This window comes from Oleomonas cavernae (assembly GCF_003590945.1).
Taxonomy (GTDB): domain Bacteria; phylum Pseudomonadota; class Alphaproteobacteria; order Zavarziniales; family Zavarziniaceae; genus Zavarzinia; species Zavarzinia cavernae.
In genome coordinates this window covers 2,906,611-2,927,773 of the sequence record NZ_QYUK01000011.1, presented here as the reverse complement: position 1 = coordinate 2,927,773, position 21,163 = coordinate 2,906,611, and the positions used below count along the sequence as shown (strand labels likewise).

Annotated in this window: 17 protein-coding genes, 1 tRNA gene and 2 pseudogenes; 4 read left to right on the top strand and 16 right to left on the bottom strand. The window is 62.9% G+C overall.

Annotation, left to right across the window (positions count from 1 at the left end):
• Positions 1-60: 60 nt before the first annotated feature.
• The 7 genes and pseudogenes from D3874_RS17970 to D3874_RS17940 form a co-directional block, all read right to left on the bottom strand.
• On the bottom strand, positions 61-672 hold the full coding sequence (locus D3874_RS17970) for a nicotinate-nucleotide adenylyltransferase (RefSeq protein ID WP_119779278.1): 612 nt from the start codon (positions 670-672) through the stop codon (positions 61-63).
• Between the two features lie 189 nt (positions 673-861).
• A complete protein-coding gene (locus tag D3874_RS17965) occupies positions 862-2,151 on the bottom strand; it encodes a glutamate-5-semialdehyde dehydrogenase (protein WP_119782362.1) in 1,290 nt (429 codons plus the stop codon).
• Positions 2,152-2,156: 5 nt separating this feature from the next.
• Positions 2,157-3,308 (bottom strand): glutamate 5-kinase, encoded by a 1,152-nt coding sequence (proB, locus tag D3874_RS17960; protein WP_119779277.1) that lies wholly within the window; start codon positions 3,306-3,308, stop codon positions 2,157-2,159.
• A 54-nt stretch (positions 3,309-3,362) separates the two neighbouring features.
• Positions 3,363-4,438 (bottom strand): annotated as a pseudogene (obgE, locus tag D3874_RS17955) (GTPase ObgE).
• Positions 4,439-4,539: 101 nt separating this feature from the next.
• On the bottom strand, positions 4,540-4,809 hold the full coding sequence (gene rpmA, locus D3874_RS17950) for a 50S ribosomal protein L27 (protein ID WP_119779276.1): 270 nt from the start codon (positions 4,807-4,809) through the stop codon (positions 4,540-4,542).
• Between the two features lie 35 nt (positions 4,810-4,844).
• Positions 4,845-5,158, bottom strand: a pseudogene (gene rplU / locus D3874_RS17945) (50S ribosomal protein L21).
• A gap of 185 nt (positions 5,159-5,343) precedes the next feature.
• Positions 5,344-5,673, bottom strand: a complete 330-nt coding sequence (locus tag D3874_RS17940; protein ID WP_119782361.1) for a DUF2293 domain-containing protein — start codon at positions 5,671-5,673, stop codon at positions 5,344-5,346.
• Between the two features lie 220 nt (positions 5,674-5,893).
• Between D3874_RS17940 and D3874_RS17935 the strand changes: the two genes are divergently transcribed.
• The 3 genes from D3874_RS17935 to D3874_RS17925 all read left to right on the top strand — a co-directional run bounded on the left by D3874_RS17935 (position 5,894) and on the right by D3874_RS17925 (position 7,717).
• Positions 5,894-7,006, top strand: a complete 1,113-nt coding sequence (locus D3874_RS17935; protein ID WP_119779275.1) for a ferritin-like domain-containing protein — start codon at positions 5,894-5,896, stop codon at positions 7,004-7,006.
• 93 nt (positions 7,007-7,099) lie between these two features.
• A tRNA-Ser gene (locus D3874_RS17930) sits at positions 7,100-7,189 on the top strand.
• Positions 7,190-7,516: 327 nt separating this feature from the next.
• A complete protein-coding gene (locus D3874_RS17925; RefSeq protein ID WP_119779274.1) occupies positions 7,517-7,717 on the top strand; it encodes a hypothetical protein in 201 nt (66 codons plus the stop codon).
• On the opposite strand, the gene D3874_RS17920 is transcribed toward D3874_RS17925, so the two are convergent.
• The 4 genes from D3874_RS17920 to D3874_RS28080 form a co-directional block, all read right to left on the bottom strand.
• Positions 7,710-9,398 (bottom strand): recombinase family protein, encoded by a 1,689-nt coding sequence (locus D3874_RS17920; protein WP_119779273.1) that lies wholly within the window; start codon positions 9,396-9,398, stop codon positions 7,710-7,712. The genes D3874_RS17925 and D3874_RS17920 overlap by 8 nt on opposite strands.
• Positions 9,395-9,847, bottom strand: coding sequence for a DUF2924 domain-containing protein (locus tag D3874_RS17915; protein ID WP_119779272.1), 453 nt, complete (start codon positions 9,845-9,847; stop codon positions 9,395-9,397). Before D3874_RS17915 ends, D3874_RS17920 begins: the two co-directional genes overlap by 4 nt.
• Positions 9,844-10,401 carry a DUF3489 domain-containing protein gene (locus tag D3874_RS17910; RefSeq protein ID WP_119779271.1) on the bottom strand — a complete coding sequence of 186 codons (558 nt, stop codon included), beginning with the start codon at positions 10,399-10,401 and terminating at the stop codon, positions 9,844-9,846. The genes D3874_RS17915 and D3874_RS17910 overlap by 4 nt, the downstream gene beginning before the upstream one ends.
• A gap of 383 nt (positions 10,402-10,784) precedes the next feature.
• Positions 10,785-10,982 carry a hypothetical protein gene (locus tag D3874_RS28080; RefSeq protein ID WP_147385711.1) on the bottom strand — a complete coding sequence of 66 codons (198 nt, stop codon included), beginning with the start codon at positions 10,980-10,982 and terminating at the stop codon, positions 10,785-10,787.
• A 149-nt stretch (positions 10,983-11,131) separates the two neighbouring features.
• On the opposite strand from D3874_RS28080, the gene D3874_RS17905 reads away from it, so the two are divergent.
• Positions 11,132-13,228 carry a helix-turn-helix domain-containing protein gene (locus tag D3874_RS17905; protein ID WP_119779270.1) on the top strand — a complete coding sequence of 699 codons (2,097 nt, stop codon included), beginning with the start codon at positions 11,132-11,134 and terminating at the stop codon, positions 13,226-13,228.
• Between the two features lie 309 nt (positions 13,229-13,537).
• Here D3874_RS17905 and D3874_RS17900 read toward each other — a convergent pair whose 3' ends face one another.
• From D3874_RS17900 to D3874_RS17880, 5 genes are all read right to left on the bottom strand, one after another.
• Positions 13,538-14,383, bottom strand: coding sequence for a hypothetical protein (locus D3874_RS17900; RefSeq protein ID WP_147385710.1), 846 nt, complete (start codon positions 14,381-14,383; stop codon positions 13,538-13,540).
• 264 nt (positions 14,384-14,647) lie between these two features.
• Positions 14,648-14,965 carry a M48 metallopeptidase family protein gene (locus tag D3874_RS17895; protein ID WP_119779268.1) on the bottom strand — a complete coding sequence of 106 codons (318 nt, stop codon included), beginning with the start codon at positions 14,963-14,965 and terminating at the stop codon, positions 14,648-14,650.
• Between the two features lie 9 nt (positions 14,966-14,974).
• Positions 14,975-17,905 carry a type I restriction endonuclease subunit R gene (locus D3874_RS17890; RefSeq protein ID WP_119779267.1) on the bottom strand — a complete coding sequence of 977 codons (2,931 nt, stop codon included), beginning with the start codon at positions 17,903-17,905 and terminating at the stop codon, positions 14,975-14,977.
• Positions 17,902-19,194 (bottom strand): restriction endonuclease subunit S, encoded by a 1,293-nt coding sequence (locus D3874_RS17885; RefSeq protein WP_119779266.1) that lies wholly within the window; start codon positions 19,192-19,194, stop codon positions 17,902-17,904. The genes D3874_RS17890 and D3874_RS17885 overlap by 4 nt, the downstream gene beginning before the upstream one ends.
• Positions 19,191-21,029, bottom strand: coding sequence for an N-6 DNA methylase (locus D3874_RS17880; RefSeq protein WP_119779265.1), 1,839 nt, complete (start codon positions 21,027-21,029; stop codon positions 19,191-19,193). Before D3874_RS17880 ends, D3874_RS17885 begins: the two co-directional genes overlap by 4 nt.
• Positions 21,030-21,163: the final 134 nt, after the last annotated feature.

Here is a 21,163-nt window from a genome sequence, read left to right as displayed (position 1 = left end):
TGGGGCTGCTTCGGGCGGGATCTCGTCCGTGATCTTTTTACGCGGGGCCAGGGTATCCTCCTACTTGTTGTGGGCCCGGGCCGCCCGAATGGCGCTGGCGGAAACCGGGTTCAATTTCATGGTGACGAAGCCCCAGACGGGCGGCTTGGCAAATTTCAGGGTGCGCAACGCTGGTCCGTGCTGCCGGACGCGCGCGAATCGCCGGGCTGCCGGCCCGCCCAATGCGGTCAAAGAATAGGAAGGCCGGTCGAAGACGGCAACGGCGACACGGTCGAAGATGTCCTGCCAGTCGCGCCAGCGGTGGATGGTGGCGAGGTTGTCGGCCCCCATCAGCCAGACGAAACGCAGGCGCGGAAAGCGCGCGGTCAGCCGGCGCAGGGTCTGCGCGGTATAGACCGTGCCCAGCCTGGTTTCGATGTCGGTGACGACCAGGCGCGGGTGCCGGGCGACGGCCTGCGCCGTGGCGAAACGTTCGGCAAAGGGCGCCATGCCGTTCATGGGCTTGAGCGGGTTCTGCGGCGAGACCAGCCACCAGACCTCGTCGAGCCCCAGGTGGCGCAGGGCGGCCAGGCTCAGGTCCAGGTGACCGCTGTGCGCCGGATTGAACGACCCGCCGAACAGCCCGATGGTCAGCCCGCCGGCGGCCGCGGCGGTACGGATGGACCGGGTCATGCCCGATGCCACAAGGCTTGGTAGCCCTCTCCGCCCTTCAGGGGGAGAGGGTGGGGTGAGGTGGGTGGTCGGCGTAAGGCGCAGCCTGTCCCGCAGACCACCTCACCCTCCCCATCGCTGCGCGACGGGTCCCCTCCCTCTCCCCCGCGAGCGGCGGAGAGGGCCTGACGACGACACGGGGTGAAGTAATCAAGGGCGTATCTGGCCGGTGCCGCGCACCAGGTACTTCATGGTGGTGAGCTGTTCGGCACCCACCGGGCCGCGGGCATGGAGGCGGCCGGTGGCGATGCCGATCTCGGCGCCGAAGCCGAATTCGCCGCCGTCGGCGAACTGGGTCGAGGCATTGACCATGACGATGGCGGAATCGACGCCGGCCAGGAACTTCTCGGCCGCTACCGGATCCTGCGTGATGATCGCGTCGGTGTGATGGCTGCCGTGGCGCTCGACATGGGCGATGGCGGCGTCGACATCGTCGACCAGCTTCATGGCGACGATGGCATCCTCGTATTCCGTGTCCCAGTCGGCATCGGTCGCGGGCTTCACCCGGGCGTCGACCGCCTGGGTCGCCGCGTCGCCGCGCACTTCGCAGCCGGCATCCAGCAGCATGGTCGCGATCGGTGCCAGGAACGCCTGCGCCGCCTTGGCCACCAGCACGGTTTCGGTCGCGCCGCAGATGCCGGTGCGGCGCAGCTTGGCGTTACGCACCACGCTCAAGGCCATGGCGAGATCGGCCGCGCCGTCGACATAGGTGTGACAATTGCCATCCAGGTGGGCCAGCACGGGTACCCGGGCCTCGGTCTGGACCCGGGCGACCAGCGACTTGCCGCCGCGCGGCACGATCACGTCGATCAGACCCTGCGCCGCCAGCATGGCGCCGACCACGGCGCGGTCGCCGGTCTCGACCAGTTGCACGGCGTCCAGGGGCACGCCATGGGCGGCCAGACCCTGGACCATGGCGGCATGGATGGCGCGGGACGAGGCCAGCGCCTCCGAGCCGCCGCGCAGGATCGCGGCATTGCCCGAGCGCACGCACAGGGCGCCGGCGTCGGCGGTTACATTGGGCCGGCTTTCATAGATGATGCCGATCACGCCGATGGGTGCCCGCACCCGCTGGATGTGCAGGCCGTTGGGCCGGTCCCATTGCGCGATCACCGTGCCCACCGGATCGGGCAGCGCGGCGACCACCTCCAGGCCCTTGGCAATCCCCTCGATGCGGCCGGCATCGAGCGCCAGGCGGTCCAGGAAGGCGGCCTTCATGCCCCGTGCCCGGCCCTGTTCCAGGTCGATCGCATTGGCGGCCAGGATCGCCGGCGTGGCCGCGCGGATGGCAGCGGCGGCGGCATTGAGGGCGGCGGTTTTGGCCTCGGGAGAAAGCTGCGCCAGGATGGCGGCGGCGGCACGGGCGCGGCGGCCCATGTCGGCGACCAGGGCGGTGGCATCGAGGGGTTCGGCGGGCAGGGCCTTGGTTGCTTCGCGCATGATTGTCACCGGCCGTCCAGGGCGAGGTCGTCGCGATGGATCATCTCATCCCGGCCACGGTAGCCGAGCAGGGCCTCGATTTCACCGGATTTGTGCCCGGCGATGGCGCGGGCGTCCTCGTGGCCATAGGCGACCAGGCCGCGGCCCAGGGCCCGGCCGTCCGGCCCGACGACGATCACCGCATCGCCCCGGCTGAACTCGCCGTCGACCTGCCGCACCCCGGCCGGCAGCAGGCTCTTGCCCGCGGCCAGCGCCCGAACGGCACCCTCGTCGACGATCAGCCGGCCCTTGGGGCCTAAGCTGCCGCCGATCCACAGCTTGCGTGCCTGGCGCGGGCTGCGCTCGGCCAGGAACCAGGTGCAGCCGGCCCCGGCGGCCAGGGCCGAGATCGGCCGGTCGACATGGCCCGAGGCAATGACCATGGAACAGCCGGCCGCCAGCGCGATGCGGGCCGCTGCCACCTTGGTGATCATCCCGCCCGAGCCGACGCCCGAGACCGGCTCACCCGCCATCGCCTCGATTTCCGCCGTGATGCCGGTGACCGTGTCCAGGCGCCGCGCGGCGGGGTCGACATTGGGATTGGCGGTATAGAGGCCGTCGATGTCGGAAAGCAGGATCAGGCAATCGGCAGAGGCCATCTCGGCCACCCGCGCCGCCAGGCGGTCGTTGTCGCCATAGCGGATTTCCGAGGTGGCGACGGTGTCGTTCTCGTTGATCACCGGCACGGCGGAAAGGCGCAGCAGGGTCGCCATGGTCGAGCGGGCATTGAGGTAACGCCGGCGGTTCTCGGTATCGTCCAGGGTCAGCAGGACCTGGGCGGTGGAAAGATCATGGGCGGCCAGCACCTCGGCCCAGGCGTGGGTCAGGCGGATCTGCCCGACCGCGGCCGCCGCCTGGCTCTCCTCCAGCTTCAGCGGCCCCTTGGGCAGGTTCAGCACCCGCCGGCCCAGGGCGATGGCGCCGGACGAGACGATGACGACGTCCTGGCCGCGGGCCTTGAGCCCTGCCACATCGGCGGCAACCCCTTCCAGCCAGTGGCGGCGCAGGGTGCCCTTGGCTTGGTCGACCAGCAGGGCGGAACCGATCTTGACGACGATACGGGTGGCCGCCTTCAGCCGGTCGGCCGTGGCGAGGGTGGCGATATCGGTGATGGTCATGGTTGGGACCGTGATTGAGAGGCGATCAAGGGGTGGCGCAATTCACCTTGATCGTCACGGTCGCCAGGCCTCCGGCGGGGTGGGCGCGCGGGCCGGGCGGTCGCGCAGGGCATCGGCCGCGCGGCGCTCGCGGATCGGCACCATGGCCGTGCGCAGCAGATCGGTGATGCCCTGGCCGCTCTGGCCCGAGATGACGAAGATCGCCTTGCGCGACTTGCGGGCGGAGCGGGCGATGGCGCCGGCCTTTTCCTCGATCTCTTCAGGCGTCAGGGCATCGGCCTTGTTCAGCGCGATGATCTCGGGCTTGTCGATGAGGCCATTGCCATAGGCGCGCAGCTCGCGCCGGATCGTGCGATAGGCGCCTTGCGGGTCTTCCTGCGTGCCGTCCACCAGGTGGATCAGCACGTTGCAGCGTTCGACATGGGCCAGGAACTGGTCGCCCAGGCCCACCCCCTCGTGCGCGCCTTCGATCAGGCCCGGCAGGTCGGCGAGGACGAATTCCTCCTCGTCGACCGCGACCACGCCCAGTTGGGGCTTGAGCGTGGTGAAGGGGTAGTCGGCGATCTTGGGCCGGGCCCGCGAGGTGGCCGACAGAAAGGTGGACTTGCCGGCATTGGGCAGGCCGACCAGGCCGGCATCGGCGATGAGTTTCAGGCGCAGCACGATGGTCATCTCGATGCCGGGCTGGCCGGGATTGGCGTGGCGCGGGGCCTGGTTGCCCGGGCCCTTGAAATGGGCATTGCCGAAGCCGCCGTTGCCGCCCTTGGCAAAGACGATGCGCTCGCCCGCCTTGGTGAAGTCGTGGAACAGGGTTTCCTCGTCCTCGTCCCCTCCCCAGAAAGGATCTGGGTGCCCACGGGGACCTTCAGCACGATGTCCTTGCCGTTGGCGCCGTGGCGATCCTTGCCCATGCCGTGGATGCCGGTCTGGGCCTTGAAGTGCTGCTGGTAACGGTAGTCGAGCAGGGTGTTGAGGTTGTCGACGCATTCGATCACGACGTCGCCGCCGCGGCCGCCGTCACCGCCGTCGGGCCCGCCGAATTCGATGAACTTCTCGCGCCGGAACGAGACGCAGCCGGCGCCGCCGTCGCCGCTGCGGATGTAGATCTTGGCGTAGTCGAGAAACTTCATGCGCTCGGTTCCAAAACGAATAAAGCCCGGCGTTGCCGCCGGGCCCTTCGATCCCGCCTATTCCGCCGCGGGCCTGAAGGGCCGCGGCGAGGCGCGGCAGATTATTCCGCCGCCGCCGGGAGGGTTTCGACCGAAACGTAGGTCCGGCCCAGCTTGCCGACGGCGAAGGTGACCTTGCCCTCGACCAGCGAGAACAGGGTGTGGTCCTTGCCCATGCCGACATTGGTGCCGGGATGGATCTTGGTGCCGCGCTGACGCACGATGATGTTGCCGGCGATCACGGCCTCGCCGCCGTACTTCTTGACGCCCAGGCGACGACCGGCCGAATCACGACCGTTACGCGATGAACCGCCTGCTTTTTTGTGAGCCATTGTCCGCTCCTATCTTACAAATCGTTGTCGCGGGATCAGGCGGCAGTGATGCCGGTGATCTTCAGGACGGTGAGGTCCTGGCGATGGCCGTTCTTGCGGCGCGAATTCTGGCGACGGCGCTTCTTGAAGACGATCAGCTTGGGGCGCGCGCCTGGCCGACGATCTGCGCCGACACCACCGCGCCCGCCACGACCGGCGCACCGACCGTGAAGCTCTCGCCTTCGCCGACCATCAGCACCTGGTCGAAGGAGATCACACTACCGGCTTCGCCTTCCAGGCGCTCGACGGTGATGACATCCTGCTCGGCGACCTTGTACTGCTTGCCGCCGGTCTTGATAACCGCAAACATCTTAAACCCAGTCCTTCTTGCACACGCCTGGCCACGATGGCCGCCGGCATGCCGCTGTCGTTATGCAGCGCGGGCCCCGTTCGGGTGCCCAAACATGGAAACCACGGCAAACCTGACGGTTCACCGCGAGAGGGCGCACTATACCCACGCCCGATTGGCTGTCAACGGGAAGTAAGGGGCCGATGTCAGCGGGCGCCCCCGGCTGCCTGGGTCACCACCGTGTCGTCGACCGCGACCGGGTGGGGGCAGCCCCAGCCGTCGAGCACCGCCTGGGTCGCCTCCAGGGTGAAATGCCGTGCCGAGGCCCGGTCGTAGCCCTCGGCCAGCAGGTCGTCGTAATCGGTGAAGCCGTGGCGGGCATAGGAAACCAGGGCAAGCCAGGCGGCCGATTGCGCCGAGGCCTGGCGCAGGCCGTGACTGCCCAGCGCCCGGTCGATGATCGCGGCGCGATCCTTCTCGCCCAGGCGCGGCGCCAGGCACTCGAGGGCCAGGGCGATGGCAGCGGCGCGGGTCATGATCACGCTCCCGGCGAGGGGCCCAACGGGCACGGGCGGAGGGTCTCGATTTTCAGCGGCATCATGGCGGCTGCATTGATCCAGCGCAATGCGTGGCCGCCCGCGTCTGCGGCCTACTGCGATCAACCAAGTGACAATTTGTCATTTGGCCCTGCGCCGACCGGGACAGGCGGGCAGCGAGCCAACAAGGCCAAAGGCCAAGCCAATTGCGGAGGATGACATGCGTGTTCGTCTGGTCGAGCAACCACCCCAGGGCGTCCGGGTCTTCAGCGAGGATGAACTCGCCCAACGCCTGACCCAGGACGATGTCGAGACGATCCGCGAGATCTTCAAGACGCCGCTGCTGGGTTCCTTCAACTGGGACTACGACAGCGCCAATGCCAAGATCCGCCGGCTCTACGAGCTGGGCAAGCGGCACAACTGGAATGCGACGCTCGATGTCGACTGGGACATGCCGGTCGATTTCGACGATTTCCCCATGGACCCGCTGACCATGCCGTTCAACGGCTATGGCGAATACGAGGCCCTGCCGCACGAGGAGAAGGTGCGCTTTGCCTGGAAGGCCCATGCCCAGACGCTCGCCCAGTTCCTGCACGGCGAGCAGGGTGCGATGCTGGTGGCCTCGCAGCTCGTCTCCTGCGCGCCGACCGCCGATGCCAAGCTCTATGCCGCCAGCCAGACCTTCGACGAAGCGCGCCACGTCGAGGCCTTCAACACCTATATCCGCCACCGCTGCGGCCGGCTCTACCCGGTGAACGGCAACCTCAAGGCCCTGATCGACAAGGTGCTGGTCGATAGCCGCTGGGACCTCAAGTTCATCGGCATGCAGCTGATCATCGAGGGCCTGGCGCTGGCCGCCTTCGGCACCATGGTGCAGACCACGCGCGATCCCCTGCTCAAGCAGGTGGTCGAACTGGTGATGCGCGACGAGGGCCGCCACGTCGCCTTCGGCGTCAACTACCTGGAAGACTGGATCAAGACCCTGCCCGAGCAGGAGATCGAGGACCGCGCCGAATTCGCCTACCAGGCGGCGCTGATCATGCGCGACCGCCTGTTCGGCATGGATGTGGCGGCGGAATACGGCTTCGACGTCGAGGCAGCGCGCGAGCACATTCTCAAAAGCCACGTCACCCACATCTTCCAGCACCTGCTGTTCGAGCGGCTGATGCCGAACTTCAAGCGCGTGGGCCTGCTGACCGACAAGGTGCGGCCGAAATACGCGGCGATCGGCGCCCTCCAGTACGAGCACGAGGCCGGCGACATCCTGATCGACTGGCAGAAGCTGGACGAGCCCCTGCCGGTCAAGGGGGTGTTCCAGCCGGCGGCGGAATAGCGCGGTGGTAGGGCCGGCGGCCTGCAATTTTTCCCTTTGCAAGCGGTCGGCCCTCGACTATCTTCCGCCGCCTTGACGACCAGACTCTTCTGCGGAGAGGTGCCAGAGTGGTCGATCGGGGCGGTCTCGAAAACCGTTGTACCCGCGAGGGTACCGTGGGTTCGAATCCCACCCTCTCCGCCACCATCTTTTCTCTGTAATATCAATGGCTTAGGCTATTTCTGCGGTGCCTCGTAACCGCCCGGAATGTCGGGCTCATTCAGCCTGCCGGCCACGACCGAGTCGTCTCTTGCCCCGCCGGTGGCGGCCGAATTCCCCGATGCTGACGCTTCAGTCTCTGCAGGGGTATTTCGCCAGTACCCTTTCCTTTGCGCAAGGGACCGGCCGGTTCGATTCGCGATCTGCCTACCAGCGGATTTCGGCGAACCGGTGTGGGCGGGGTTTGTCGAAAGCTTCAGTGGACTTGCCCACCACCTCACGCCTTGCTGGCCGGGCCGACCGGAGGTGGCCATGGCTGAGGGCAGGCTGGATCAGATCAACGAACACTTCGCGCACGTCACGGGCCTGCTCGAAGACGCGCATGAGATCGCTGTGGTCGGGCAATCCAGTCGCTTGAGCCTGGAAGCATTGATGGAACAAACAAAGGCCCTGCGACAGGCTGTCGACAGGGCCTCGGCGATGGTCTTAGTGATCGAGAGCCTGGTCAGCTAATCCCGAGGAATTCCGCCCGCTGGCGCTGCCAGCTCCTGGGCACCTCCACATGCAGCATCAGCTTCTCCGCGGTGAGATCCACCGGCTGCCGTCCGTCGAGGATGGCCTCGACGATATCAGGCGCCAGGTAGGCAAGGCGCAGGACCCGCCGGACATAGCCTTTGGTGAAGCCTTCCGCCTTGGCGATCGCGGCAATCGTCGGCTGTTCATGGGTGATCAGTTGCCGTGCCCAGGTATGGGCCCTGGCCACCGCCTTGATGAGGGTGATGTCTGGTCGTGGAGCATCCGTGCCGGTGGCCGGCAGGACCAGCTTGAACTGCGCACCACGCGTCTTGACCCGGACCGGCAGATCAATGACCAGGGTGTCCGGTGCCGACTTCGATGGTCTTGGTAATCCTAGAAGTTGCTGAAGAGCGGGCCGGTCGAAAGACAGGCTGATGCCTTCTGCCTGAAGCGTGATGTGCTTGAGCGTCGGCCGAATGCGGCTGTCCCAGGCCGCGGTGGCATTGTCGGCCATGTGGCGCTTGAGTGAGTCGACTGCCTCGAAGATCGAGCCGGTCTGCTCCGGCCGGTCGATGCCCAGCTTCTCGATGAGCTGGAGGGGATCCTGCAGGAAGCCGCAGGCGGCTTCCTGCACCACCCGTTCGAGTTCGACTGCAGGTACACGCTTCAGTTTCCTGTTCGCGTCGTCACGGGTTGGTCGCTCCACATAATAGCGATAGCGCTTACCACCCTTGTTCGCGTGGTTCAGGGCAAAGGTCCTGCCGTCCTGATCCAGGAGCAGGCCGGCGAGCCAGCCGGGTTCGGTCGTTGGCCTGGGCACTCGCTTCCTGGGCCCCTGCGTGTTGTCGGCCAGCAGGGTCTGCACTGCATTCCAGGTGGCCTGGTCGATGATGGCGGGGTGAGCCCCATCGTAGACCTTCTCCTTATGCCGGATGCGGCCGGCGTAGAGCGGGTTCGACAGCAGATGGTATAGATGTCCGCGTTGAATTGAGACGCCGCCGGCCTCTCGGCCATCGGACAGAGTTCGTCGCCGGGTGCGAATGTCCCGAGCCGCCACCGCGGCTTCCAGCTTGGCCACCGTGCCCAGCTCCAGATACAGGCTGAAGATAGTGCGAAGGCTTGCAGCCTCGTCTTCTTTGATGACGAGGCTGCGGTCTTTGATGTCGTAGCCGAAGGGCGTGGTCCCGCCCATCCACAGGCCCTTCTTCTTCGAAGCGGCGATCTTGTCGCGGATCCGCTCGCCGGTGATCTCCCGCTCGAACTGGGCGAAGGAGAGCAGCACATTCAGCATCAGCCGGTCCATGGAGGTGGTGGTGTTGAATTGCTGCGTCACCGAGACGAAGGACACCCCGTGGGCATCGAACTGTTCGGCCAGGCGGGCGAAGTCGGTGAGGGAGCGGGTCAGGCGGTCGATCTTGTAGATGACGATCACGTCCACGCGGCGGGCCCGCACCGCCTCCATCAACTGCAGCAGGGCGGGACGTTCCAGCGTCCCGCCGGAGAAGCCACCGTCGTCGAACAGGTCGGGCAGGGCTCGCCAGCCTTCATGGGCCTGGGAGCGGACATAGGCCTCGCAGGCCTCCCGCTGGGCATCCAGCGAGTTGAAGTCCTGTTCGAGGCCTTCTTCCGAAGATTTGCGAGTGTAGATGGCGCAGCGGACAAGGGGCTTCCGGCTCATGGCCGAGACCCCAGGCCGAAGAAGCGAGGGCCAGACCATTTGGTGCCGGTGATGGCTTGGGCGACGGCGGACAACGAGGTGAAGCGCCGGCCGGCCCAGACAAAACCATCGACCTGCACCTCGACCATCTGGGTCTGGCCGTTCCACTGCCGCAGCAGGCGGGTACCAGGGGCGGGACCGGAGACAACAGGCGAGACAGTCACCGCTTCATTGCCTCGGGCGGCTTCCTCGGCGATCCGGGCGAGGCGGCGTGCCACGGCGGGCTTCAGCCCGCCGAAGGCATTCTCCTGCAGGCGGTGGGCCAATCCCCTGCGCAGGAATTCGGCGCGGGCTTTGTGGGGAGCCTCTCTGCCATAGAGTTCCTGCCAGCGCAGCTTCAGGGCATCGGCATCCATGGTGTCCAGGGCCACCAGGGCGGCCTCGACGTCAGCAGCGGCCAGCCGGCTCATGCTGCGTCCCCGACAGCAGGGACGATTCGGTAGATGCGGCCGCGGTCACCCTCGGCCTCTGAGGATACGACCAAGCTGAGCTTCTTCTTCAGGGTGCCGCTGATGAAACCGCGGACTGAATGGGCCTGCCAGTCGGTGGCGGCAGTGATCTCTGCGATGTTGGCGCCCTCTGGGCGGTGCAGCAGGTCGAGAACCAGAGCCAGCTTGGTGCCCGGTCGGATCGCCGCTGGGGCCGGCGGAGCGGCGACATCTGCCGAGGGGGCCTCCGCCGGTACGGTATCGTCCGGAGCCGGCGGCTCGACGCCGATGGCATGCAGGCCGGCCTCGGTGATCTTCAGGGTGAGACGCTGGCTATCACGTTCCTGCCAGATAGCCTGGCCCCGCTCGGCGGGGCATTCCTCGATGAGGTTCCTGGCAATCAGGCTCTTGAGAACCAGCGCTGCGGCGCCGGCATTGAGCTTCAGGGTATCGGGCAGGGGCAGGACCATGAGGTCGCTGCGGGCGGCAGCTGCGCCCAGGATGACAAGCTGGCGGTCGGTGAGGTTGGTGGTCATTGGATCCTCCGGTGGTTGGAGGCGGCGACTGCCGCCCCTACCACCACGACCCCGCAGGGGCGGGGAACGGTGAGGATCGTAGTAACTATATAGGTTTTATGTGAGCCTATCCATGCGCGCTATCTGTAAGCATGCATGCTTGCTACCAGCAGCAAGTCCAGCGCGTTTGGGACGTTCATAGGCTCTGTCACGGCCGGGAAGTGGAACGGTGATGCGCTGGCCGAAAGAAGAGTGGCAGTAATCTAAAGAGAGCAGCGTGCAAGGCGGATAGCAACGCCCCGTGGATGTATAAGGGCAATGGCTGCTAGTGGCATGCCGCCAGCTGGTTTTCCAAGCGGTGACGCTTGGCGATCCTGAGAGGGGCAAAGCTTGGCGCGGCCGGACTAAAGTGAGGTGCCGAGTAACTTCAGCACCGATGGGACGTTATTTCCCTGTTCCAGCGCCAGGAACATCAGCGCCGTGGCTATGGTGACGCGAACCCCCGATTTGAGCATAACCGTGCCGAAAGCCATCCATGGATGTCCGCTTTGCAGGAAGGCGCTCACAATCACCTTCTCATCGTCGCTCGCCGGAATACCCATGCACGTCTCCTGTCGCGGAGTTTAAGGCGCCTGCGGCGGGATGCCAGTTATCCGCCAAGCCTGATATGCAACTAAGATGTGCAAGTTTGCAAATCAAATTTGCATAGCAAGGTTTTTAGGCGTATCTGGTAGAGACAAAGGAGAGCGACATGTCCGTCCCGACAGCGGCGCTTCGCAAGGCGCGCGAGAATGCAGGCATCAACCAGGGCGAGATGGCCAAGCGCCTGGGCGTCAGTAGCAACAGTGTTATCTCGCGCTTGGAGAAGACCGAGGTCACGGACCGGTCGATGGCCGAGCGCTATCTCAAGGCCATCGGCACCGAAGATAGCCTAGCCATGCTCGATTTCTATTCCCGCGACTGGAAGGTCTCCAAGCGACCCGACTTTCGTCACCCCAATCGCGACGTGCTGTGGGCGGCGGAGCAGGCGCTTCAGGACCTGGAGGCATTCGAGGCCGCGGACGAGTTCGATCAGTTGCTCACCGCGCCACTGATTTTCACCCGCGAGACGCTATTGGCGACGGCGGATTATGTCGGGCGGATCGACCACGCTCTGGCCTGGATCGGCGCAGTTGGCATCGGCAAGACCACGGCCCTGTCGCATCTGACGAACCTGGTGTATCCGGATTCCGCAGGCCGGCCGCGGGCTATCTTCCCTACCTCTGGCGGGCGGACGACCACGAGCGAGGTGGTGGTGCGCGCGGCGCCGGCCTTCAGCGTCACCGTCGAGCCCAAGGGCGAGGACGAAGTTCGCCTGCTAGTGAGGGAGTTTGTCGATGCCGTGGCTGACGGCAAAGGCGGCATTTCCACCGAGTTGGAGCGCGCCATCCGTAGCATGGCTGACCTCCCTAAGCGCAAGGATTCTTCGGACCCCAAGGCCTTGCTAGATCCGGTCAAAGAGCTGTTGGACGGCGCCTCCGGCGCGCGCGAGGACGTGGTTCACGCCATCGTCACGCGGATGCGCCTGGAGCAGCGCACCGAGACGCAAATGTTCATGTCGGAGAACAATACCTCCGGCCTACAGTGGCTTTCTTCGGTCGTAACCGACATCAACTTCGGCCGTCATCCTCGTGTCTCGATCCCGGACCGCGTGATCGTCTTCCTACCGAAATCGGCCATACGCAAATCACCCTACGACCTGACGATTATCGATACCAAGGGGATCCACGGGACCACGGACCGACCCGACCTGCAGGCGCTGACGGCCGATTCGCGGGCGCTGAGCATCCTGTGCTGCGCGTTCAACGACGCGCCCGGACAGGAACCGCTCAGCATCCTGAAAGGCTTGAAGGAGATGGGCTCGGACGCGCTCGACCGCCAGCGAGTCGCGCTGCTGGTCCTTCCGCGCGGCGACGAAGCGATCAGAGTGATTGATGATCTCGGCGAGCCAGTGGAGTCGGTGGAAGAGGGCTACGCCTATCGCAGCCGCCAGATCCAGGACAGCCTCAAGGCCGCCAACCTACCGCCGGTGCCGGTGATATTCTTCAACGTGGCCGATGAGGGCGCTGGGGTGGTCTGGCAGGAGATCAGCCAGCAGGTGGACCAAATCCGCCAGCGACAGTTGGAGCGCCTTGAGCGCTTCACTGGCCTTGCGGCCGAGCTGCGCACCAACGCCGACGCTCACCGCATCCAGCAGGCCCGGGTCACGCTCGCGAAGGAGGCCATCGCGATCGCAAATGATTACGAGGTCATTCCCGGTTCGGTTAGCGTCGCCCAGAAGCGCCTGCTGCAAGAGCTCAAGGCAAGCCATCCAAGCAGCATCGCCGCTGCGGCTTTGCGCAATGGCTCCTGGTACAACCTCGATGTCCACCACATGGTCGGCACTGGGGTGCGAGCGGACGCCAACCTGCGCACTAGCGAGTTGGTGGCCCGGATCAAGGGCCGGCTGGATGGTCTGCAAAACCAATTCGCCTCCACCCCAGAAGCCGTGGCGCTCGTAGAGACCTTGGCCGAGGATCTCTCGGACTGGCACCAGGAGTTCCTCGTCCGCGCGCAGAGCATTGGCCGCAACACCTTCAAGCCCTATCTCGACAACGATGTCGAGTTCTGGGCCGACCTGCGCAAGCGTTATGGGCAAGGTGCCGGCTATCGCGACGACATTGTCGCAAAGGTAGACAAGTGGTTCGAGGGCTCGGCCCTCAATCCAGCACGTTCCAAGGTCGATGCACGGCTTGCCGACGCCTGGAAGGAGCTCATGCTGAGCAAACTGGTCGAGATAACCACTCTTGAGGAGGAGGCAGCAGGCTAACCAGTACACAGAGGTAGTTCGCGCCCGCTCCTCGGGGGCTGCTTCCTGGCCGCAGCCCAACTTCCGCTGCCGGCGCAATCACGACCTCCAGCGTGATCGCCGGCAACGTCTGCTTTCGGGAAGCAGCGAAGCCGATATCTACAGCTGATTTGGGCGCGAAGCTGCCTTTTCTTCTTTCCCTACTTACCTGCAGCTAATGGAGGGCAGACCTAGGACGCCACTCAAGCTAGGATACAGGCGCGCCCCCTGAGTTCCGGCACTTCCAAGGAGATGGCCAACTGGTCCTCCCAAGTAGTAGCTCGGCAGGGTTTAGGCCTTCAAACCAGATTTGCGTGGCTTTCGGGCTCCTTTACCGGTCACGATAATCGGTGTCCAGTTAAGGTCAGCCTTTACGCCACTGAATTCCTCGATGATACGGTCACGATGAACGATGGCATCCGTCGTATAAAAGACCGCAAAGAAGGAGCGCCAATCATGTCCATGATAGCCCCTCATGTCGGCATAAATTCCTTCCATAGCTACCTTTAATTCAGTCTCGTTTCCAACGAACTTGTATTCAGCAGCCGCCATCAACGAGCGCACGCCAAGATCTGGCTTGAAGGTCTTTAGAAGCTGACCGACAGTAATCTCCATCATCGCATCGTGAAAAGCGATCTTCAACACATCGAAAACCGCTCGGCGTACGTCCTTCTCATTTTTGGGGTCGATCCCAGTGAGCGTCATGATTGCGGGGGTATTTTCCAATATCGTCCGGAAGGTATCGAGACCTGTGATGGCTTGGCCGTCAGTCATGACAGCAATGGAGTCGAAATGGCCAAGTATGGCGCCAATATGCTTGCTGATCAGCCCGATATCGTAAGGCGATGTCTTCATCTCTGCCAAGTCCGTTTCAGCGGTCTTGTCGAACTCGGCCGCTATCCTCTTAGCGAGCAGTGGCATAGACATTCGTTCGGCGAGCATACCGACGTCTCGATAGAGCTTTCGGATACACCACCTTAGCGTATCTTGAGCTTCCTCAAGCTTTGTATTTTCCTCATCGATGTCCTCGAGGGTTCGGTTGCCTTCCATCTCATATGAGATCTTGGATTCGGCCTTATGCGCTTCCCTCAGCGTGTCCCGGATGGATGCCGATAAGAGCTGCTCTTCCCTTCCCACAGGCAAAACCTCCATGCAAATGGGCAACTTTATCATATAGGTAGTTGTAAGGCGGCCTAAATCCAGCGACTCACTCGGTCGTGCTAGGGATATCGCGGTAATTTGCGGGTTTGGGCTCGATAGTGCGACCGTATCCTGCGTTATGTATCTGGAATGCCGGACGGCCCATTCATCGTTATGCTCGAGTGACCTGCCATTGAACCTTTATCCAGCGCGGCTTTCTGCGTGTCCGTCTTTGGGGCCGTTCAGAGACACAATCCGCTCCTATCGACGTGGCCTGTTCGTGCGAGAGACCTCAAGAGATCGCCAACCCGGCACATGCGCTGTCATCAGCGCTTTGAATAGGCGACCGTGGCTCGGCACGCGAAGGTGAAGCAATTCATGGGCTACAACGAAGTCTTGGAAAGCGTCCGATTGGTCGAGAAGATCGACGGCCAGTGTGATCGTGCCCGCGCGGGAACACGAACCCCATTTCCGCGTCATGCGTTGGATGCGGATGACGCGCGGATTGACCCTAAGCTTGAGCGCCCATCGAGCGACACGCTGTTTGAGCGCGTCTTGTTCTGAAAGATACTTTGGCATGGCCAGTGATTAGCCCAGCACGTTCGCCATTATCAGGTCGACCACGCCGGCACGGGCATCTTTCGCAAGGTTGATCAATGGTCGATAGAGCAAAGCGCGGAGCTGTCGCTGTTCGTCGGGGTTCACCCGGGCGTTCGGGAACCGCGCAAGAAGCTTTTCAATCTCCTTCGCCAGTTCGAGCGCATCGATCCCGCTGCTTTTCAGTACCGCATTATCCCGAAGCGCCCAGAAAGCAGCGAATGCCTTCGGCGTCAGGCCCGTGTCCTTGGCCGCCCGCGATGCAGCATCCTTCTCGACGGCAAGAGCCGCGAGAAGGTCCATGGCGGCAAGCCCGGTCGTGTTGCGGTTTTCGAGGTCTTTAAGGATGCGCTCGGCGCGATCCTTCAGCGGCTGAAGCACCGGCGCGGCATCGGCATTGTCGTCGATTTCCTTCTGGAGGCCTCGCACCAGATTGAACACCTTGCCTTCGTCGGAGCCTTTGTCCGAACGCAGGGCTTCAAGCGTTTTCACATCGAAGGTTACACTCTTCGTCAAGCGCCCGAGGCCATTCTGGGTCGCGTTCTGTTCGACAAGTCGCCGTGTTTTGTAGGCGAGGTCTGCCACAAAACCGATCTTGTCGGCATAGGCATTGCGAACCGCAGCATAGAGCTGCGCCAGGCGCTTGAACGTGCCGATGTGATCGACAAGCTCCTTTGAGGGCGACAGGATTTCCCAGAGGTTTTCGATATCTTTGTAGGCCTCGAAGAACGCCTTGCGAGGTTCCGGCTCGAGAAATCGGCCATAGACGAGGCGTTCAAGACGTTCGTCAGCATCGCCACCTTCGCCGGCATCGAGATAGTCAACTGAAGCCTTCGCGATCTTTTCTAGAAAGTCCTTCATCAGGAGATCGAGATCCTCGATCACCCCATCCACATCCGACGAGTCGAATTGCAGCGCCTTCTTCAGCTCGCGAAGTACGCCGACGAAGTCGATTACGAGGCCGACCTTCTTCTGGATGCCTTCCTTGTCAACATACGGCCGGTTGACGCGCGCAACCGCCTGAAGCAGGACGTGATCCCGCATCGGCTTATCGAGGTAGAGGCAATACAGCGGCGGCGCGTCGTAACCGGTCAGCAGCTTGTCGGTAACGATCAGAATTTTCGGGTCTTTGTCGGCCTTCTTGAACAGCAGGCGGACATCTTCCTCGCGCTCGTCACTCAGCTGGAGCTGGGCTACCAGCGGGCGATCCACCACGTCAGCGGGGTTCTCCGTATAGACAGCCTCCGTCCACTCCGGCGGCATCAGCTTGTCGAGAGCCTGCTTGTATTTGGCGCAGGCCTCACGATCGACGGCGACCACAAACACCTTGTAGCCGAGCGGCAACACGTTTTCCTTGAAGTGCTCGGCGACGAACGCGGCCACCTTGGCGACGCGATCGTCTGCCTTGAGGAAGGTGCGCAGGCCTACCGCCCGGTCCAGAACCTTGTTGAGCTCTTCGATATCCGTTACGCCTTCGGCGGCGGCGAGTTCGAAGAATTCCTTGTCCAGACGGTCAACGGGCACCGTCATCTCGCTTGGCGCCAGGACGTGCTTGATCGGCAGTGTGGTTTCGTCGGCGATCGATTCCTTGATCGAATACTTGTCGAGATAGCCGGTTTCGTCCTCGGCGCCGAAAATCTTGAACGTGCCTGTGCCCTGTTCGGTGTTGGCGATCGGCGTGCCGGTAAAGCCGATGATCGTGGCGTTCGGCACCGACGCCATGAGGTAGGTGCCGAGATCCTTTGCGACTGACCGGTGAGCTTCGTCGATGAACACATAGATGTTGTCGCGGACAGACGAATCCTTTCGGATCGCCTCGAACTTGTGGATCATCGCGATGATCAGGCCGCGAAAGTCCGCGTCGAGAAGCTGCTGAAGCTCGGCCTTGGTGTTCGCCCGCTTGATGGCGATATCCTGGTTCTGCATTTCGCCGAGTACGCGCTCGACCCAGCCCTTCAACTGCCCTTCAAGCTCAGTGCGATCAACGACGAGGATCACCGTCCCGTTCTGGAAGCGCTCCTTCTGTTCGAGGATTAGCTTCGCGGCCGTGAGCAGCGTGAATGTCTTGCCCGACCCTTGCGTGTGCCACACAAGGCCGCGGGTCTTGGTGGGATCAGCGCAGCGGGCGACGATCGCATCGATGGCGCGGCGCTGGTGCTGGCGCAGGATCGATTTCCGCGTCTCGCTGTCCTGAACGTAGAACAGAATCCAGTGCTGGAGCGTACGGAGGAAATCCGTGCGTTCGAAGAACGCCTGCACCGCGAAGCGATAGGCTTCGTCCGGCGTCTGCTTCCAGCGCGCCATGTCGCGGCGGGTGGCGTTCCAGGTGACGCCATACCAATAGTCGAGCAGGTGCGTGACGTTGAAGATCTGCGGGGCGCCGATCAGCTCCGGCGTCTCGATCTCGTAGCGGCGCAACTGCTTGATGCCGCGCTCGATGGCGTCTCCGTCTTTCGGGTTCTTGTGTTCGACGATGCAGACCGGCACGCCGTTGACAAGGAACATCACGTCCGCCCTGTTACCCTTGCGGGCGGGCGGCTTCAGCGTCCATTCCCACGAGACGTGAAAGGCATTCGCGTCGGGATGTTCGAAATCGATCAGCTGAACGCGGCGATGACGCTTTTCGGCTTCGTCGTACCAGCCGCGTTCGCCGCGCAGCCACATCAGCATTTCGCGGTTGCCATCGACCGTTGCCGGGATCGCGTCGAGCGTCTCGATGATCGAGCGCAGAGCGTCGGCCGAAAGCCACGTATTGAATTCCGACAGCTTCGCTTCGAGCTCGTCGCGCAGCAGCATGCCCGCTTCGCCGCCGCGCTTCTGCTTGGCGACTTCGGGGGTGAGTGGCGTCCAGCCGATTTCGGCGGCGTGCTTCACCATCGGAAACTGAACGGTGCCGGCTTCGCTGATCTTGAGGTCGCTCATGCGGCTACTCCTTGGAGCGGAGCCTTGCCGAGCGCCGACAAATCGAGATCGGCCACGCGGATTTCGCCGGTCATCAGCTTGTGCAGCAGTACCTTGAAAAGGTTTTCGAGTACGGCGCGCTTCCGCTGATGCAGGCTAACTTTCCGATCGATGGCATCGAGAATTTCGACGATCTCGCGCTGTTCATCCAGCGTCGGAGGGAGTGGGATGGGGAGGCCGTCGATAGTTCCTGTGTTCAGATTGTATTTTCCATCTGCCGCAGGCGTGGCACGTCCCGCAATGATCTGGGTGCCCCGCTCTGAAGCAAAGAATTGAGCCAAAAAATGTGGGTTAATTTGTTCAAGATTCAATCGAGCGCGGATCAGATAGGAAGCAAACAAAGCATCAGCTGGCTGCCCGGCGTAAACCGCGCACGTGCCAAGCCGTTCGATAACCCCGTTAGTGCGAATGAAGATCAGGTCGCCATCCGCCAGCCGATAGCGGTTCGCTTCGCCGGTCCTCAGGTTTCCGTACTTTATGTCTTCGGCGTTCACGCGCCCAGTTTGGATATTGGGAATGCGCAGCACCGGGAAGGCTGTGGGCTTATAGGTGCATGGGGTTGACGTGCCGTATTGAAGCCATTCACGCACTGAACCAAATTCCACGACATCCCAATTGTCTGGGATTAGGCCGAGTTCGGTTTCCTTTAGCGCCTTGCCGCGCAAGCCCGTCGCAAAGAGGTCGCGCATGGCAGCGCGCTTTAAAGAACTCGCGACTTCAGTAGCCTTAGTTTCCAGAGTTATGGCTTGACGGACGAAGTCCAGCACATCTGCAATGTCACTTTGCTCTTGTTTGGGAGGCAGGATCACCGGTATGCGATCAATCTTGTCCTGATTGAGAGTGTTTCCCTTGATCTGCCGGTCCTGAAGATCGTCGTAGTCCACCTGCGATAGAAAATACCCAAGATACCTCTGATCTACCCGTGCCTTTGGGCGGATCGAGATAATTGCCTCGTTGTGGCACGCGTCAATTCCTAACGTCGCAACCCGCCCAATAGTGAGCTTGAAACTCATCAGCAACGTGCCAGCAGGAACGATCCTTCGACGGAAAACTTCTTCGAACGCGCGACGTGTAATCGCCTCGCGCGTCTTTGAGATCGTGTCATAGTTTTCCATGTCGGAAATCGCGACCCACGGCACCCTAGTGTCATCGCCTTCCCAGTAGACCGGGTTGGCACGGGCCGGCGTACGCCCCGAATCGTATTCAACCAATCTTTCTAGTGGCTCGATCGTCCATTCTGCGGGGATCATTTCGAACTCCCCGCCCCAGCAATTAATTGAGCCAAAGAGGCATTCACTGCACTGGACTCTTCATCGAGCTTCAGCAGTTCGGCGATTAGGTCTGGCAAAGTTGCTTTCTCGGCGTCGTCAACGCGACCAACGTATCGACTTGGGCTCAAATTGTAGTCAGCTTCCTCGGCCTCTTGTCGCGTGATGATCGCTATCTCGCCATCTACTGCTTCGCCCTTGAGATAGGCTGCCGCGAGCGGACGAATAGCGTCCTCCGGAATGTAGTTTTTCGGCTTGCCCTTCTTTAGTCGTTTGCTGGCGTTCAGCAGGACAATCTTGTCCTTGCGCGCCGCAGGCTTGCGTTTGTTCAGCACCACGATCACGCCGGCGGCGCTTGTGTTGTAGAAGAGGTTATCCGGCAGCAGGATCACGCCGTCGATCAAGTCGTGATCGACAAACCATTTGCGGATGTTACGCTCCTTGTCCTCGTTCTTCGAACCTGAGCCGCGCGTGACCGCGCCGGTGTCAAGCACCACCGCCGCGCGACCATTGTCGCCCAGGCAGGCAAGGGTGTGCTGAAGCCAAGCCCAATCGCCCTTGCCTGTGGTGACGCCGCCGGTAGTGCGGAAGCGATCGAACGGATCGTTGGCGAAGACATCCGGCGCGAAGGGCTGGTTCCACATCGGATTGGCGACGACGATATCGTGGCCGCGCACCTTGCCTTCGTTGGTGCGGAACTTTGGGTTGATCATCGTATCGCCCCGAGCGATCTCGATCTCCATGTCGTGGATGATGCCGTTCATCTGCGCGACGGCGTAGCTCTCGGCCTGAAGCTCCTGGCCGGTGAGCTTCAAAGGCACCTTGGCGGTCGGATCGAGCTCGCGCGCTACGAGTTGCAGCTTCACCAGCAGGCCCGCCGATCCGCAGGCATAGTCATGGCAATCCTCACCTGGGCGGGGCCGCATGATATGCGCCATCAGGAAACCGACTTCGGTCGGGGTGAAGAACTCGCCCGCGCTCTGGCCCGAGCCTTCCGCGAACTTGCGCAGCAGATATTCGTAGGCGCGCCCGAGGAAGTCAGGCTGCACATCGGCCAAGCCCAACCGATAGCGCGGATCGGAGAACGTCTCAACCACGAGCCGCAGCTTTGCGGGGTTGATATCTCGCTCGCCGTTCCGCTCGGCGGCGAAGTCCACCACGTCGATCACGCCGGAAAGCATAGGGTTCTGCTTGACCACCGCGCGCACCGCCTTGGTCAGGTGCTCGCCGATATCCCTGGGCTTCGTGCTCTGGCCCTTGTCATCTAGCGGCCACTCAATGGCTTCGCGCCCACTGATCGCGCCCCACCGCGCCTCGGGCGGCATGTAGAAGCGCAATAGCGAATGATCGCCCTCGGCGATCTCAAGCGCTGTATCGCGGTCGCCGTAGTCTTCCGCGAGGCGCGCGATCTCGTCGTCGAACACATCGGATAGCCGCTTCAGGAATAGCAGCGGCAGCAGATAGTCCTTGAACTTCGGCGCGTCCTTCTCGCCGCGGATCGAGCAGGCGGCATCCCACAGCATTTGCTCCATGGGCTTTGTCGAGGGCGCCGCTGATGCCGATCCCCGGCGTCGGCGGGTTACGCCCGCTGCGGGATCGGACGACTCGCCCGCGTCACCGTCGGTGTCGATCCCGGCCTCCTGCGCCAACGCCATGATGACCTCGCGGGCCGCTTTCTGCGGCAGGTTCGATCCGCCTTCCCAGCGGTTCACAGTCGCAAAGGACACGCCCAGCCGCTCGGCAAGCTGTTCCTGCGTGAAGTTCATTTTCGATCGAATTGCGCGAAGGGTGGCGGCTACGGCTTGTGCGTTTGTCATGTCTGCTATATTTGCTATAACGCAGAACATGTCAAGGGCGAGTCGCGAGGCTCATTTTAGCATGTGGACAGACCGATCCGCGCACAACTTGACAGCGCGAGCCGATTCGATCCTATTTCCGGAACGTATCGCTT